General features: G+C 62.6%; 15 protein-coding genes. 7 read left to right on the forward strand and 8 right to left on the reverse strand.

Going from position 1 to position 15,531, the window contains the following annotated elements:
• The first annotated feature begins 142 nt into the window (after positions 1 to 142).
• The 5 genes from ABIB56_RS04395 (at position 143) to ABIB56_RS04415 (ending at position 4,028) form a co-directional block, all read left to right on the forward strand.
• The gene (locus ABIB56_RS04395; RefSeq protein WP_354567746.1) at positions 143 to 1,474 is read left to right on the forward strand and encodes a ferredoxin reductase family protein; all 1,332 of its coding nucleotides are present in this window, start codon (positions 143 to 145) and stop codon (positions 1,472 to 1,474) included.
• Positions 1,471 to 1,989: an FMN-binding protein gene (locus tag ABIB56_RS04400; protein WP_354567748.1), complete on the forward strand. Its 519-nt coding sequence runs from the start codon at positions 1,471 to 1,473 to the stop codon at positions 1,987 to 1,989. The genes ABIB56_RS04395 and ABIB56_RS04400 overlap by 4 nt, the downstream gene beginning before the upstream one ends.
• Complete coding sequence (locus tag ABIB56_RS04405) at positions 1,986 to 2,753, forward strand: FAD:protein FMN transferase (protein WP_354567749.1); 768 nt, start codon at positions 1,986 to 1,988, stop codon at positions 2,751 to 2,753. The genes ABIB56_RS04400 and ABIB56_RS04405 overlap by 4 nt, the downstream gene beginning before the upstream one ends.
• A 192-nt stretch (positions 2,754 to 2,945) precedes the next feature.
• Complete coding sequence (locus tag ABIB56_RS04410; protein WP_354567751.1) at positions 2,946 to 3,476, forward strand: universal stress protein; 531 nt, start codon at positions 2,946 to 2,948, stop codon at positions 3,474 to 3,476.
• An 81-nt stretch (positions 3,477 to 3,557) separates the two neighbouring features.
• Entirely contained in the window at positions 3,558 to 4,028 is a 471-nt protein-coding gene (locus tag ABIB56_RS04415) for a pyridoxal-dependent decarboxylase (protein WP_354567753.1), read from the forward strand.
• 36 nt (positions 4,029 to 4,064) lie between these two features.
• On the opposite strand, the gene ABIB56_RS04420 is transcribed toward ABIB56_RS04415, so the two are convergent.
• From ABIB56_RS04420 to ABIB56_RS04435, 4 genes are all read right to left on the reverse strand, one after another.
• Positions 4,065 to 4,478, reverse strand: a complete 414-nt coding sequence (locus tag ABIB56_RS04420; RefSeq protein ID WP_354567754.1) for a VOC family protein — start codon at positions 4,476 to 4,478, stop codon at positions 4,065 to 4,067.
• A gap of 343 nt (positions 4,479 to 4,821) precedes the next feature.
• Positions 4,822 to 6,474 (reverse strand): SulP family inorganic anion transporter, encoded by a 1,653-nt coding sequence (locus ABIB56_RS04425; protein ID WP_354567755.1) that lies wholly within the window; start codon positions 6,472 to 6,474, stop codon positions 4,822 to 4,824.
• Complete coding sequence (locus ABIB56_RS04430) at positions 6,471 to 6,866, reverse strand: ArsR/SmtB family transcription factor (protein ID WP_354567835.1); 396 nt, start codon at positions 6,864 to 6,866, stop codon at positions 6,471 to 6,473. Before ABIB56_RS04430 ends, ABIB56_RS04425 begins: the two co-directional genes overlap by 4 nt.
• Before the next feature lie 62 nt (positions 6,867 to 6,928).
• A complete protein-coding gene (locus ABIB56_RS04435; protein ID WP_354567756.1) occupies positions 6,929 to 7,345 on the reverse strand; it encodes a cytochrome c oxidase subunit 4 in 417 nt (138 codons plus the stop codon).
• Positions 7,346 to 7,588: 243 nt separating this feature from the next.
• Here ABIB56_RS04435 and ABIB56_RS04440 point away from each other — a divergent pair, with 243 nt between their 5' ends.
• A complete protein-coding gene (locus ABIB56_RS04440; RefSeq protein WP_354567757.1) occupies positions 7,589 to 9,211 on the forward strand; it encodes a molybdopterin-dependent oxidoreductase in 1,623 nt (540 codons plus the stop codon).
• A 9-nt stretch (positions 9,212 to 9,220) separates the two neighbouring features.
• Here the strand turns inward: ABIB56_RS04440 and ABIB56_RS04445 are convergent, their stop codons facing one another.
• From ABIB56_RS04445 to ABIB56_RS04455, 3 genes are read right to left on the reverse strand one after another with little or no spacing between them, the layout of a single operon-like run.
• Entirely contained in the window at positions 9,221 to 9,553 is a 333-nt protein-coding gene (locus ABIB56_RS04445; protein ID WP_354567759.1) for a cupin domain-containing protein, read from the reverse strand.
• A gap of 59 nt (positions 9,554 to 9,612) precedes the next feature.
• Positions 9,613 to 10,254: a response regulator gene (locus tag ABIB56_RS04450; protein WP_354567760.1), complete on the reverse strand. Its 642-nt coding sequence runs from the start codon at positions 10,252 to 10,254 to the stop codon at positions 9,613 to 9,615.
• On the reverse strand, positions 10,251 to 11,963 hold the full coding sequence (locus ABIB56_RS04455; RefSeq protein ID WP_354567762.1) for a GAF domain-containing sensor histidine kinase: 1,713 nt from the start codon (positions 11,961 to 11,963) through the stop codon (positions 10,251 to 10,253). Before ABIB56_RS04455 ends, ABIB56_RS04450 begins: the two co-directional genes overlap by 4 nt.
• Positions 11,964 to 12,127: 164 nt before the next feature.
• On the opposite strand from ABIB56_RS04455, the gene ABIB56_RS04460 reads away from it, so the two are divergent.
• Positions 12,128 to 12,976, forward strand: a complete 849-nt coding sequence (locus ABIB56_RS04460) for a universal stress protein (RefSeq protein ID WP_354567764.1) — start codon at positions 12,128 to 12,130, stop codon at positions 12,974 to 12,976.
• A gap of 121 nt (positions 12,977 to 13,097) precedes the next feature.
• On the opposite strand, the gene ABIB56_RS04465 is transcribed toward ABIB56_RS04460, so the two are convergent.
• A complete protein-coding gene (locus tag ABIB56_RS04465) occupies positions 13,098 to 15,506 on the reverse strand; it encodes a phosphoketolase family protein (protein WP_354567837.1) in 2,409 nt (802 codons plus the stop codon).
• Between the last annotated feature and the right edge of the window lie 25 nt (positions 15,507 to 15,531).

Raw genomic sequence — 15,531 nt, forward strand, 5'->3', positions numbered from 1 at the left:
GAGTGCTCGGCGATTCTTATCACATCGTGAACGTTTGCTGAACCTGTAGGGAAGACCCGTGACTACTGTAATGAAGAGACCGACGCCGACGCCTGGAGCAGTTCGGCGGTTTCCGGACCGCCGTGCCGACTACCGTCGGCGCATGCGTCGATCGGATGCGATGGTCGCCACCCTCTGGGCCTCCGCGGCCGCTGCGGTCGCCCTGTTTCTCGCCTACGGCGGCACGGGAAAGTTCGGCACGATGGCCGATGCCATGACCAGTCTCGGTATCGTGGCCGGCCTGATCGGCACCGACTTCATCCTCGTGATGCTGGTGCTCGCGGCGCGGATTCCGATTGTCGACCGCACCGTCGGCCACGACCGGGCGATCGCCGTGCATCGCTCGCTGGGTAAGCCAGCCCTCTACCTCCTGCTCGCCCATGGAGCGCTCCTGCTCATCGGATACGGCCTCAGCTCCGGCATTAATCCTTTTGCCGAGATTGGACCGATGCTCGCGATACCGGACATGCCGCTCGCATTCGTCGGCCTCGGCCTCCTGATCGTCGTGGTGATCACCTCGCTGGTCGCGGTCCGCAGAAAGTTCAGCTACGAGGGGTGGCACCTGATACACCTGCTCAGCTACGTGGCCGTTCTCGTGGCGGTGCCTCATCAGTTGAGTGTGGGCGGACTCCTCGCCTCCGGCACCTTCGAGCGTGTCTACTGGGTCGCTCTGTACATCCTCGCTTTCGGCTCGATCGCCACTTTCCGCTTCGCTGAACCGTTCCTATCGAGCATCCACCATCGGATCCGGGTGTCGTCGATCGAGCAGGTCGCGCCCGGCGTGGTCTCGATCACCCTTTCCGGACGACAACTCCAGTCGCTGCGGTCCGCCGGAGGCCAGTTCTTCATCTGGCGCTTCTGGACCGGACGAACCTGGTGGCACTCGCACCCGATCTCCCTCTCGGCGTTGCCTACCGACGGCGCCGCGAGGATCACCGTGCGCAACCTCGGTTCAGGAAGCGATTCGATCACGCGCGTACCTGTTGGCACTCGGGTGTGGTTCGAGGGCCCGTATGGGGTCTTCACGGATGCCGGTCGCACCGCTCCGCGCCTGGCCGTCATCGTTGCGGGAATCGGCATCACCCCGGTGCGCGCGTTCCTGGAGGACTCGAACCTTCGACGGGGCGAAGCCACCATCCTGCTCCGCGCCTCCAGCTTGGACGAAACCTACCTCTGGGGCGAGGTCATGGCACTCGCACGGTCCAAAGGGGCGCGGCTGTACACGATGGTCGGCAGGCGCGCCACGACCGGGAGTGGATGGATGACCGAAGAAGACGCCCGACGCGGGGTCACAATCGACAGCATCTTTCCCCATCTTGCCGACTCCGACGTGTATATCTGCGGCCCGACCGCCTGGCTCGACCTCGTCGAGGCGGAGGCTACGTCCTTCGGCATCCCGAAACATCAGCTTCATACGGAAAGGTTCGACTGGTGAGAATCCGACCAGCGCTCGGCGGCATCTTCGCCTCCGTCGCGATCCTCGGCATCGGGTGGCAGCTCGGGGCCGCATCGGCTGCAAGCTTCACGGCGGCCGATGCGACAGCGACCTCGTCGACAGGAACGAGTAGTTCGCCTACACCGTCGCCGTCGACCACGAGCGGTTCGTCGACCGGTTCGGCATCCCCGTCGCCCTCAGCGAGCCCTTCTGCGTCTGCCCCTGCGACGAGCGCGGCCAGCGGCACCTATGTCGGTGCTGTCCAGTCGACGATGTACGGAGACGTGCAGGTCGAGATCGTCGTCAACTCAGGAAAAATCACCAACGTGAAGGCCCTCCACCTCACCGACCAGGGCGGGCGATCCGTCTACATAAGCAACCAGGCGGCGCCGATCCTTCGCTCACAGGTGCTGGCAGCCCAGTCAGTACAGATCAACGGCGTGAGCGGAGCGACCTACACGACGGACGGGTACCTCAGCTCGGTCCAATCGGCAATCGACAAGGCCGGTCTGTGAACCACGTCTTCCCGACCATGGGGACCGTCGCATCGCTCGATGTGCGCGGAGCCGATCTGCGACCGGACGACATCCAGGGCCTGCACGACGTTTTCTCCGACCTCGAGGGGCGATTCTCGCTGTACCGACCAGAGACCGAACTCAGCCGAATTGCAACTGGCTCACTCGCTCTCACCGAGTCGAGCAGCGAGCTCCGTTCGACCTACGCGGCCGCGCTCGACTGGCGCCGACTCACTGACGGCGCGTTCACCCCGCACCGGCCCGACGGGGTCGTCGACCTCGACGGAATCGTCAAAGCTCTCGCCATCGAGCGAGCGGGGCGGCTTCTTCACGAGCACGGTTTGCGTTCGTGGAGCCTCAACGTCGGCGGAGACATCCTCGTCTCAGGGTCACCAGCTGACGGCATGCCCTGGATCATGGGCATCGTGGATCCCGACGACAGGACCACCCTGCTGTGTGCCGTCGAATTGCGCGGGGCGCGTCGCGCGCTCGCAACATCGGGAACGAGTGAGCGCGGCGAGCATATCTGGCGACGGTCCGATGTCGTGAGCGACCTCGTCCAGGCATCCGTCGTAGCGGACGACATCGTCAGCGCGGACGTGCTCGCGACCGCAATCCTGGCCGGCGGCAGCTCCTTCCTCGCCGAAGCGACCCAACGCTGGTCGATCGATGTCTGTGCTATCGGCCGCGACGGTTCGATAGCGATGACCCCCGGTCTGCATGACTCACTCGTGGCCGAGGCCGCACCGGTTCCGGGCGGTTGACAGACAACCTGGCAGCAGGCGACATCGGTTGCCAGAAAATCGTCATCGTCTGCTGAGACGATTCCTCATCGCGCCCGCAGCGACTCCTGCACCCGAAGTGCGGCGCGCACGGCAGCGAGGCGCCCTGGCGGCCCGAAACATTCAGGGTCGAAAGTCCTGCTCCCCAGCCGCTACCAGAGGTGGACTGAGGTCATGAATCAGACAACAGAGCAAGCTGCGATCCCCACCCATCTTGTGAGCGATCCCGAGGGGGTGCGCTATGAGCCGTTCTCGGTCGCCACAACCTCACCCACCATCGCACCTTCGCTTGCGCCTCGAACCGGTCGAGTTGTTGTCGGATTGGATGGCTCCGACTCCTCCATCGCGGCGCTGCACCGCGGCATCCGCATCGCGAGCGCACTGAACACGACGCTGGAGACAGTGACATCGTGGCGGTATCCCTCAGGTTACGCCGACGGCGGGATGGAGTACTCGCCGTACAACGATGCGGAATCCATCCGATCCGACGCGATCAGCACCGTTTTCACAGACGGGGTGCCGGACTGGTTCACCAGTGTTTCTCGCGAAGGAAATGCGGCTCAGGTGCTGGTCGACGAGAGCCGTGGCGCCGAAATGCTCATCGTCGGCAGTCGTGGCCACGGTGGCGTCGCGGGCCTCCTGCTCGGCTCCGTGAGCGCTGTCTGCGCAGAGCACGCCACCTGCCCCGTGCTGATCATCCACTGAATATTCCGCGCACCGACGAACATGTTGCCGCTTGTCGAGCAGGAGCCGCGAGAGATCTATCAGTTGGTCACCGACTAGCTGATGCTCGATGGAGTGGCTCGAATGAACCTCGCCACTTTCTGCACCACCTGGGTGGAGCCAGAAGTGCGCCAGTTCATGGCCGATTCGATCGACAAGAACATCGCCGACAAAGACGAGTACCCACAGACGGCAGAGTTGGAGGCGCGCTGCGTGCACATGCTCGCCGATCTCTTCAACGCGCCCAGCTCGATGACAACTGTCGGCACCTCGACCACCGGGTCAAGTGAAGCGGCCATTGCTCAGTGCGATGAAAACACTATCGCCGTAGTCGTCACTTTCGGCCAGACCTTCACTGGCAAGTTCGAAGACGTCGAGGCGATCAGCCTCGCTCTTGACGACCTTCAGGCGCGCACCGGCCTTGATATTCCGATTCATCTGGATGCCGCAAGCGGAGGTTTTGTCGCGCCGTTTTGTGCGCCATCCCTGAACTGGGATTTCCGTCTTCCGAGAGTCGGGCCTGTGTCGAGCTGATGGGCGTGGCTCGTTCGCCGCACGCGATCCGTCGAATCAGGTGAAGAATTGCGCGGCCACAACCGATCGGGGTGCCTGAATCGGGCTCGGATTCGCTACCACGACGCGGAGGTCGTCCGGATCACGTCCCTCGACGAAGGTGATTCCGTCCACGACGCGGGTGTCACGGTAACATCCTTCGTTCTTCAACGCGGTGGCGAAAAGGGCCAGTTCGTCCGCGGTCTCGGTCGCCCACATCAGACCCTGGTTGCCGATCGCGCCGAGCGGATGACTCGCACGCCGGCCTCGGGCAATGACGTAGATCTGGAAGCCGCCGGGAGCGAGCAGCAGCGCAGAATCGGCCTCCTGAACGGTCGCTCGGCATCCCAGTACCCGGGTATAAAAATCGACTGAGGGTTTCAACTCGGTCACAAAGAGAACCGAGGACGTGACGGTCGCGCGATAGCTCATGCTTGGCTCCTTCGAGCTGTCGAGACTCGGCGCCCTATCGGACATCACGGTCAGCCAACCGAATCGATGACTCGAATGTCGCGATCATGATCATGTTCCCAGCAAGGGCAAGATCGATATTTGTCGGGTCAACTCTCGCCCGAGACGCCCGGTGCGTCTCACCCATCACCGCGCCGCTGGGTATCGGGCCTGGGCCGGGATTTGTCAAGAGAAGCATTGTGGGCGTCCTGCCTGTCGCGGGAAATTGCGGCAAGCGAATCTGCTTGTCGGTGTCTCCAAGTCAAACGTGCCCGGAGAGGCAGTCCTAGAGTCCAAGGTCCCAGGGGCGCTCGCGGTGCAGCCTTCATCGGGACCGTGGTAGGGGCTGGGGTCTGCGCTGTACGTGGCTGCGCGCATGATTGATCGCGGCATCAAGGTCGCCGAACAGGTGGTTCTGATGCCTCAGCGAGCTCATCACGCCGACCGCGGTAGCAAGCCTCATGTGCCGCGGCTGGATGCCCTTCACGAGCACCGTGACGCCACGACGCTCGAGCCGGGAGATCATTTCCGTGATCACGCGGGCCCCAGTTGCATCCAACACCTGCAGTTGGGACATGCGGATGATGACAACGGAGACTTCGCTGATCTGGCTCACCCGCGCGAGCATCCGGTCGGCTGCGCCGAAGAAGAGAGCGCCATCCAGTCGGAACAATGCGATGTGTTCATCACCCGCAACGGCGATGCCGGGTAGCTCTTCGCGATGGACGCTGCCCGATTGCGACAGGGTTCTCAGCGCGAAGAAAGCGGCGACGGCGATCCCGATGCCGACCGCGACGATGAGATCGAAGGACACCGTGATGAGTGCCGTGATGATGAAGACAACGGTGTCGGAACGAGTCGATCCAAGCACGCTTCGCACGGTTGCCACCGAGATCATCCGGATCGCAGTCACCATCAGTACGCCGGCGAGAGCCGCGAGCGGCACCTCGGACACAATGCCTGTGGCAAGGTAGACCACTCCGATAAGCACGACGGCGTGAACGATTGCGGCGATCCGTGACCGCCCGCCCGATCGAACATTGACTGCAGTGCGGGCTATCGCTCCGGTCGCGGGCATTCCACCGAAGAATCCGGAGGCGATCGATGCCAGCCCTTGACCGACGAGTTCGCGATCCGCGTCGTACGGCCCTGTGTCCGAGAGGGAAGCGGCGACCCGTGCTGACAGCAGGGACTCGATCGCCGCGAGCGCGGCGACGGTCAGCGCAGGCCCCACGAGTGACCCGAGGACCGATGGGTCGAATAATGGGACAGACGGCGCGGGGAGCGACCCGGGCAGTGCGCCGATACGCGCCAGCGGAAGATTCGCGACGTTGGCGACCACTGAGACGACAATGATGGCGATGATCGATCCGGGAAGCCGCGGGTGGATGCGCGGGGCCAGCACCATGACAAGCACCACAACCACGACAGCCGCCATCGGCCACACCACCAGCGTCCAGTCGATCGCGGCGAAGGATTCGATCTCCGCAACAGCCGTGTTGCTGTTCGACCCCGGTTTTGTTCCGAACGCCGCCGGCACCTGCTGAAGGAAGATGATCACCGCGATACCGAGGGTGAAGCCTTCGATGACCGGCCAGGGAATATAGGAGACAACTCGCCCGAGTTTCAGAATGCCGCCGACGAGGACCACAACGCCGGCCATCAGGCTCACCACGGCTACCACGCCCGGTCCGTGTATCGCGACGATGGGGCCGAGAACCACCACCATCGCGCCGGTCGGCCCCGATACCTGAATGTTCGAACCGCCGAACACGGCCGCGATAATGCCTGCGACGATCGCGGTCACGATTCCGCTTTCGGCCCCGGCACCCGAGCTCACGCCGAAGGCCAGCGCGAGTGGAAGTGCCACGATCCCGACGGTCGCGCCGGCAATCAGATCTGCACGCCAGGTACGCCGCGCAGAGCGATAGTCCGCCCAGCTCGGCAGAAGAGAGCGGGCATATCGAGTCGCCCTCACCGGTGTACTTCGCCGTCGTCCACGCCTCGCTGTGCCACGACATCGGGCAGATTAACCGTCGATACGAGCTGCTCCTGCGTGCGTTCGAGAATTCTCACAAGGAGTGCTCGCGAAACAGACAACAGTCCGGCAACTTCTGGATAGGCCAGCCGGTAGAAGACCTGACTCGCGCGCCTTTCCGCGACCACGAGATTGTGTCGCCGTAGTACGGACAGATGCTGTGAGAGATGCGATGCCTCGAGCCCGGTATCGGTCAGGAGGTCCGCCACTGAAACGGTGGGCGAGGCCGCGAGCACCTCGAGCACACGAACCCGTACCGGGTGGGAGAGGCCCTTGAAGAGGTTGGCCTTGACTTCGTAGAGCGGGCGGTGGGCATCCGTATACTGGTCCATTCCGTCACGATTCCATGGATACTTCATTTCATCAACTTGTGAAGCGTCGATCGCTGTGAAACTCATCGAGCAAAGTATCCGCGGTAGTACTCGTAGACCCAGCCGACGATGCAGACGGCGAGCAGGGGCACCGCGATCATCACGATCCACGCACTGATCGCGACGCCGACGAACATGATCGCGAGAGACCCGGCCAGCAATACCGGCCACCAACTCCACGGACTGTAGAAACCGACCTCCGGGTCGCCATCGTCGATCTCCGCATCGAGACGATCTTCTACCCAAGGGACCGCGCCGCCGGCCTTGACCACCCGCCCGAAGTAGAAGGCCAGGAAGAGGCACAGGATGCCCGACAGCCCCATGGTCATCAGGCCGATGAGTTCGAAATTGTCGGCGAGCAGACTCCACACGAGATAGATGGCATCGACGGCGAGAAACGACGCACCGAGCAGGTACATCAGTCGTGCAGTTATTTTCACACAGTATCCCTTTTTGGTATATCGACTTTATAAATTCATCATGTCATGATTATGGCCAGCGTGAGGGACCTCTGGCCTGCCAGCGCTCTCGATCGCACGGCAGAGTGACTTCGGAAATGTGTTGGCGGATCGGGAGCGCCTGGCCGAGAGCCGAACCAGGATCGCCCTTGCCTTCAGTCTCGGAAAGGAACAGGGGCGAATTCAGGTGGTGGGCGCAACGCCCTGATCGGTGTGGCCCCACGAGTGCGTGTCGGCCGGAACAAGTGGTTTAACCTGCTCTGGCTGGTGCCGATCGGACTGGTGGTGCTCATCGTGGGCATTGCCGTCGCCAAGGGCCTTCGCGAGATCCCTGGCATCCACGAGTTCATACGGCCGCATCCGGGCGTGTCGGAATTGCCCGCCGGCGCGCCGGTCGGCTTTCCGGCCTGGCTCGGATGGCAGCATTTTCTGAACATCTTTTTCATGATCTTCATCATCCGGTCCGGTGCAACGATCCTGTCGGATCATCCGCGGCTCTATTGGACCCGCCATTCCAACCCGGGCAGGGACTGGTTTCGGGTGCAGAAACCGGTACCAACCGACCCGCTCTACACTGCGAAGCAGGACTCGATCACGTTGCCGAACGGCGTCGGGCTGCCTGGACGCCGACACTCGATCGGTCTCGCGCGCTGGTGGCATCTCGGCATCGATACGCTGTGGCTTGCCAACGGAATTGTCTTCTACGTGCTGATCTTCACCACGGGCCAGTGGATCCGACTCGTGCCACTGCACTGGGACGTGATCCCGAATGCGATCTCGGTTGCCATCCAATACGGCTCACTGGACTGGCCGCTCGAGACCGGGTGGACAAACTACAACGGCTTGCAACTTCTCGCTTATTTCCTCACAGTTTTCGTCGCGGCTCCCCTCGCCCTGATCACCGGTCTCGGGATGTCGCCCGCCCTGTCGACCCGGTTTGCCCGGATCAGTTCGGTGTTCAACATTCAGCTTGCTCGGTCTGTGCATTTCCTCGTGCTCTGCTGGTTCCTTCTGTTCATCGTCGTCCACGTCACCCTCGTGCTGACCACAGGGGCACTCCGCAACCTCAATCACATGTACGCCGGTCGTGACGATGGGTCATGGGTGGGTTTCTGGATCTTCGCCGGGTTCATGATCATTGTCATCGCGAGCTGGGTGGCGGCGACTCCACTCACCTATCGGCATCCGCGGGTGGTGCAGAGGGTCGGCTACGCACTTATCGGCCCAGCGCAGCGACTGTTCGAGCACATCGACGCGAAGCCCGGCCAGTACACCGCGAAAGACATCTCACCGTACTTCTGGCACAACGGCCGGTACCCGGATACGAAAGAGTATCTCGCTCTTCAGGCCGAAGATTTTGGTGGTTACTCGTTGCGAGTCAACGGGCTGGTCGACAACCCGGTCGAACTTGATCTGCCCGGTCTGAGAGCGCTGGCTCACCACGAGCAGATCACCCAGCACTTTTGCATCCAGGGCTGGTCAGGAGTCGCCAAGTGGGGTGGCGTGTCGATGCAGACCATCCTCGAACTCGTGCGGCCGAGGCCGGAGGCGAAATGGGTGATCTTCTATTCACACGCTCTCGGGCCCGATGGAGGAATCTTCTACGACGCGCAGCCGATCGAGCAGATGAGCCACCACCTGACCATGCTGGCCTACGACATGAACGACTCGGCCCTCTCCTTCGGTCATGGCGCGCCCGTGAGGCTCAGAAATGAGATCGAACTGGGATTCAAGATGGTGAAATGGCTGAAGGGCATCGAGTTCGTCGAGCACTTCTCCGAGGTCGGTGGCGGCCTCGGCGGCTACAACAACGATCACGAATTCTTCGGATATAGCCAGTCCATTTGAGCCGAGCGCTCAGGCGCCCTTGACCACCGTAAGGAGGAACGCCGAGTCTTCTACGGCGTCCAGTGAGTGCAGCCCGGGAGGGATGGTCAGCAGATCGCCAGGCGAACCATTCCAGCTGACATCGCCCGACCGCAGTAGTACTCGCCCGACAATGACCTGCACAGTCGCTTCGCCCGGATTCTGGTGTTCCGAGAGCGACTGTCCAGTGCCCAACGCGATGAGCGTTTGACGAAGCTGATGCTCGTGGCCGCCGAACACCGTCTCCGCGCTACGGCCGCTGGAGGCGCGCTCTGCCTGCTCTAGGTGGTGTCGGGCCAGGGCGATCAGTGAGATCTTCTGCATGGTGAATTCCTAGCTGATCGAGTGAATGATGTCTATGGAGGAGTCCGCAGGAACTGCACTCATCGCTGTCGTGCTCCCAGTTGCAGGATTGCGGCCTGGGTGCGGCGTTGCAGTCCCAGTTTGCTGAGCAACCCCGAGACATAGTTCTTGACGGTCTTCTCGGCGAGCGACAGATTTTCGCCGATCTGTCGGTTGGTCAACCCGTCGGCTATCAGAGCGAGGATCTGCCGTTCGCGTGCGCTGAGGGCTCCGAGTCGAGGATCGTTTGACGTCGTCGATTCGAGTCGTTGAACGACCCGCTTTGCCAGGCGTGGATCGAGCAGTACTTTCCCCGCAGCGATCTTTCGGATCGATTCGATGAGTCCGCTGCCCCGCACGTCTTTGAGTACGTAGCCGGCGGCCCCGGCGATGACAGCGGCGGAGATGGCTTCATCGTCATCGTATGCGGTCAGAATGAGGCAGTGGATCTGCGGAAAGCGAGAGCGGATGTCTCGGCACACGTCGATCCCGCTCCCGTCGGGCAGCCGCACGTCGAGCAGAGCCACATCGGGCAGAGTGGCCGCGATGCGCGCGCGAGCTTGAGCCGCTGTCGCGGCTTCGCCGATGACCTCGATGTCGGGCTCGGCATCGAGCACTCCGGCGAGGCCTTTCCTGACTATCTCGTGGTCGTCGACCAGAAAGACGCGGATGGGCTCTGTCATGTCGTCTCCTCGTCGCTGGCGGGGATGGGCACTGTCCAGGTGATCGTGGTGCCAGCCGAACTCGAATCGATGGTGAAGGTTCCACCGCGGGACGTCGCCCGAAGCTCGAGGTTGGCCAGTCCACTTCGTCGTCCGGTGTTCGCTATGCCGCTACCGTCATCCGTGACGACGACTTCGACCGATGATCCGTCGACGGCCACGGTTACCGAGGTGCTGGTTGCTCCGGCATGCTTGGTCGCGTTCGTCAGGGATTCTCGTGCGACGGCGATGATGTCTTTGGCCAGATCGCCTGTGACCACGAGGTCGACGGGTCCGGAGAATGCGACCGTCGGAATCCGGGTTGTGCCGCTCGACACGTCGTTGGCCAGGTCGATCAATTGGTGACGAACCGACTCCCGCTGCTCGGAGCCGGTGGAAGTCAGAGCGAAAATAATGGTGCGGATCTGGGAGATCGCGGCATCGAGATTCGCCACTGAGTCGAGCACGCGTCGCCCCACATCCGGTGAACCAAGAGAACCAGCGATGCTCTGAAGTTCGAGCCCTGTGCCGAAGAGTTGTTGGATGACATGATCGTGAAGGTCTCTGGCGATGCGCCCGCGATCTTCGAGCATCAGCACTCGCTGCTGAGCGGCGCGCGCCTTCACGAGTTCAAGCGCGACGCTTGCCTGGCCGGCGAAATCTGCCGCCATTTCGAGGTCGTCGGAAGTGAAGCGTTGCCCGTCGGCGAGCTTGCAGACGAGCAGTACCCCCTCCGTTCGTGTCGCGGAAATGATGGGAAGCGCCATGATCGGGCCGAGCATCCGTCCGTCGCTCAACGTCGTCGCACTGCCGTTTCCGTCATGGACCAGCCGGGGATGGCCGCCCGCGAGCACGCTGCCCGCGAGGGTCTCGTTCGCGGGGAAATGGCGCCCCTCCAGTTGGTCTTCGTCAATTCCCCTGGCCACAGTGACGATGACCTCGTCCGGATCGGTGCCGGGTACCACGACGGTAACCAGGTCTGCGCCCGACAGGTCGAGAACCCTACTGGCCAGCATGGCAACCGCTTCGCTTTCGACGGCCGACAGCATTGCGGAGGTGATCTCGGCAGATGCCGCTGACCACGCGTGGCGGCGCTGAGTCTGGGCGTACAACCGCGCATTGTCGATCGCGACCCCGGCCGTCGCGGCCAGTGAAGCGACGAGCTGTTCGTCGTCACGAGAAAATTTTCCCGACGAATGATTGGTCAAATAGAGGTTGCCGAAGACCTCATCTCTCACGCGCACCGGAACACCGAGAAAACTGCTCATCGATGGATGGTGGGCCGGGAATCCGGCGGACCGCGGGTCGTCCGAGAGCTCTTCAAGCCGAATGACATGGGGGTCATCGATGAGGGCGCCGAGGAGCCCGTGGCCACTGGGCAGCTGGCCGATGTCCTCGACCTGGTGGGGCGACATCCCCACGTTGATGAATTGTTCCAGACTGCCGTCGGGTGCGATGACCCCGAGTGCGCCGTATTGGGCGCCCACGAGTTCTACAGCCGCTTCGACGATCGTGCGAAGTACGACGGGAAGTTCCAAATGTTCGGTGACCGCCTGGTTGGCCCGCAACAGCGCGCGCAACCTGCCCTGGGTGGTGAGTACGTCTTTGGCTCGATCGACGAGGTCGTCGAGGGCACGATCGAGGTCCGCCCGCGGATCGTCGGCGAAGGAGAGTGGATCTTCCTGGGCCATGGCAACTCCCTGCGCGCTCAGCTTGGTACTGTTCGCCGGTTGGTGCCGGATTCGCCGAGCCTACTCCCCGGTGCTGAACCGGAGGATTGTCGCAGGACCTTCGGCCCTGCCCGATTCTCGGTTATCTGCCAACAATGGAGAGACCGAATATCAGGGAGCACAGAGTGAGTCACACAATCGTTGTTGGAGTCGATGGTTCGTCAGCGAGCAGAGCCGCCATCAGGTGGGCGGTCGAACGAGCCGACAGCACCGGCAGCGACATCGAGCTCCTTCACGTCGTCGATGACGAATGGGGAACCGTCGGAAGCCGGTTGATCGAGGAGATGCATCCCTCCGCGCGTGACCTGATCGAGCGTGAAATCAATTTCGCGCAGGCCGTCGAGCCAACCATGATCGTCACCGGCCGTTTGCTCCATGGCGATCCGATGGTCGAACTGGAGGCAGCGTCTCTCGGCACGTCCATGATCGTTCTCGGTACCCATAAGACCGGCTTTATCCATGGTCAGGCCTTCGGTTCTCGCAGCCTGCAGCTCGCGGCGATGGCTCGAGTACCTGTGGCCGTGATTCCCGAGTCCTCCACTCGTCTGCGTCGTGGCATCGTCGTCGGAGTCGATGACTCTGAGGCTGGGCATGCCGCTATTGCCTTCGGCGCGGCTGAAGCGAACAGGACGGGGCAACAGCTCACTCTGCTGCACGCCGTCAGAGCCGCGCTTCCTTTCGAACAGCAAGAACTCGAATCGAACGCGCTCGAACTGGCGAAAGCTAACGGCGCACCGCACCCTATTCGCACACGAACTGTCAGGCGTCCCGCAGCCGAAGCGCTCGTTGATGCGTCCGCGGTGTGCGCGTTGCTGGTGATCGGGAGCTCCCGACGACGAGCAATGAACATCGCGGCACTCGGTCCGGTTTCTCATGACGTGCTTCTCAACCTCGCTGGTCCGGTTCTGGTCGTGCACGGAGACTTCGCGGCCCAGATGACCCCGCTACTCACCAACCACAGGACGACCGCGTGAAGACGATCGGGCATGGGAAGGACAGCCAATCATGGTCGCCCCCCGCGCCATGGCTCGCAGTGCGGTCGGTCGGTCAACCGGCCGCCGGGCAGTAACCCTGGTTGCGGCCCTCTCGGTCTGGTCAGCGGTCCTCCACGGGAGCGTCCAGCCAATCCCAGCCACGCACATCGGGGCTGTCTTCACCGTGTTCATAGGCGAATGAGCGGTGGCGACTGCGCTCGTCATCGAATCGCTGGGCCAACGCGGTGTATCGATCCTGCAGGCCGGGAACATATCGGATGACATCCATCGCAAGCCTGTAGCGGTCGAGGTCGTTGAGCATCAGCATGTCGAACGGTGTGGTTGTCGTTCCCTGCTCGCTGAATCCGCGGACATGAAAGTTGGCGTGATTCCGGCGGCGATAGGCCAGCTGATGTACCAGCGAGGGGTAGCCGTGGAACGCGAAGACGACCGGCTTGTCGACAGTAAAGACGGAGTCGAAGTCGGCGTTGGTCATGCCGTGGGGATGCCGGCTCGGTTCCTGCAGGCGCATCAGGTCCACAACGTTGACGAAGCGCACTCGAAGGTGCGGGATGTGTTCGGCGAGAAGATTCACAGCCGCGAGCGCCTCGAGGGTGGGTACGTCGCCGCCGGCGGCGACGACGACATCGGCCTGCTCGCCGTCGCGCTCGGTGCCGGCCCAGTCCCAGACGCCGATTCCCCGCGCACCGTGCGCACGGGCTTCCTCGATGCTGAGGAAGGTGGGCGCGGGCTGTTTTCCGGCCACAATGACGTTCACGTAGTTGCGACTGGCAAGGCAATGCTCGGCCGTGACGAGCAGGCTGTTCGCGTCCGGCGGGAGGTAGACACGCACGACCGCAGCGCTTTTATTCACAACGTGGTTGAGGAACCCGGGGTCCTGATGTGAGAAGCCGTTGTGATCCTGGCGCCAGACGTGCGAACTGAGAAGGTACGTCAGCGAGGCGACGGGTCTCCGCCAAGGAACGTGCGCGCTCGACTCGAGCCACTTGGCGTGCTGGTTGAACATGGAGTCCACGACGTGGATGAAGGCCTCGTAGGAGTTCATCAACCCGTGGCGGCCGGTCAGCAGGTACCCCTCGAGAAGACCCTCGATGAGGTTCTCGCTCAGCACTTCGATGACCTTGCCCTCGCCGGCGAGATGCTCGTCAGTGTCGACAACCGTTCCCTGCCACTGCTTGGCGGTGACCTCGTAGACAGCGTCGAGCCGATTGGATGCGGTCTCGTCCGGTCCGAAGATCCTGAAATTGGTGGGGTTGGCACGCATCACGTCCGCGAGCCAGTGACCGAGCACCCTGGTGGACTCGGCGACGACTCCCCGTCGGGCAGAGACGTCGACTGCTCGGCGCTCGATCGGAGGCAGGGTGAGGTTCTTGAGAAGGAGACCACCATTCGATGCGGGGATGGCACTCATCCGCTCGATGCCACGTGGAGTGATCATCTCGAGTCCCGCCGTCGGTCGACCGTCGCGGTCGAAGAGTTCCTCCGGGCGATAACTGCGCATCCATTCCTCGAGGAGCGCACGGTGATCGGCGCGCTCGCGTACCTCCGCCAGTGGAACCTGGTGCGCCCGCCAGGTACCTTCGACCGGGACGCCGTCGACAAATCGTGGGCCGGTCCACCCTTTCGGTGTGCGCAGAATGATCATCGGCCAGGTCGGCCTTCCCTTACCGCGGCCGCCTCTGGCCGCACGGCGAATGTCAGCGATGTCATCGACGGCCACTTCGAGGGCGGACGACAGCGCTTCATGCACGACCATCGGGTCTTCGCCATCGAATCCTCCGGAGACGATGCGCGGGGAATACCCGTAACCACGGAACAGTTCGAGAAGTTCGGTCTCAGGGATCCTGGCGAGGATCGACGGATTCGCAATCTTGTAGCCGTTGAGGTTGAGGATCGGAAGCACCGCGCCGTCAGTCTCTGGGTTCAGGAATTTGTTGAGATGCCAGCTCGCCGCCAGGGTTCCCGTCTCGGCCTCTCCGTCGCCGATCACGCAGGCGACAGTGAGTGACGGGTTGTCGAGAGCGGCCCCGTAGGCGTGCACAAGTGAATAGCCGAGTTCTCCCCCCTCATGTATCGAACCGGGCGTATCGGGCGAAGCGTGCGACGGGATGCCGCCGGGAAAAGAGAACTGTCTGAACAGTCGCTTCATGCCGTCGGCATCCTGCGTGATCTGAGGGAACAACTCGGAGTATGTGCCATCGAGCCATGCGTTGGCGACCATCGCCGGTCCGCCGTGACCAGGACCGGCGATGAAGAGGATGTTCTGATGCCTCTGCACGATCAGCCGATTGAGGTGGGCATAGACGAGGTTGAGCGCCGTCGATGTTCCCCAGTGTCCGAGAAGGCGCGGTTTGATCTGTTCCGGAGATAGCGGATGCCTGAGCAAAGGGTTATCCATCAGATAGATCTGGCCGACAGTGAGGTAGTTGGCCGCGCGCCACCAGGCATCGACAACGTGCAATGGATAACTGGACACTTTCGCGAGCTCGTGCGAGATTCGGGTTTCCATCGACGTCATAGTGCTGGCTCCTTCT

The organism is Glaciihabitans sp. UYNi722 (assembly GCF_040549465.1).
In the GTDB taxonomy this organism is placed as follows: Bacteria; Actinomycetota; Actinomycetes; order Actinomycetales; family Microbacteriaceae; genus Lacisediminihabitans.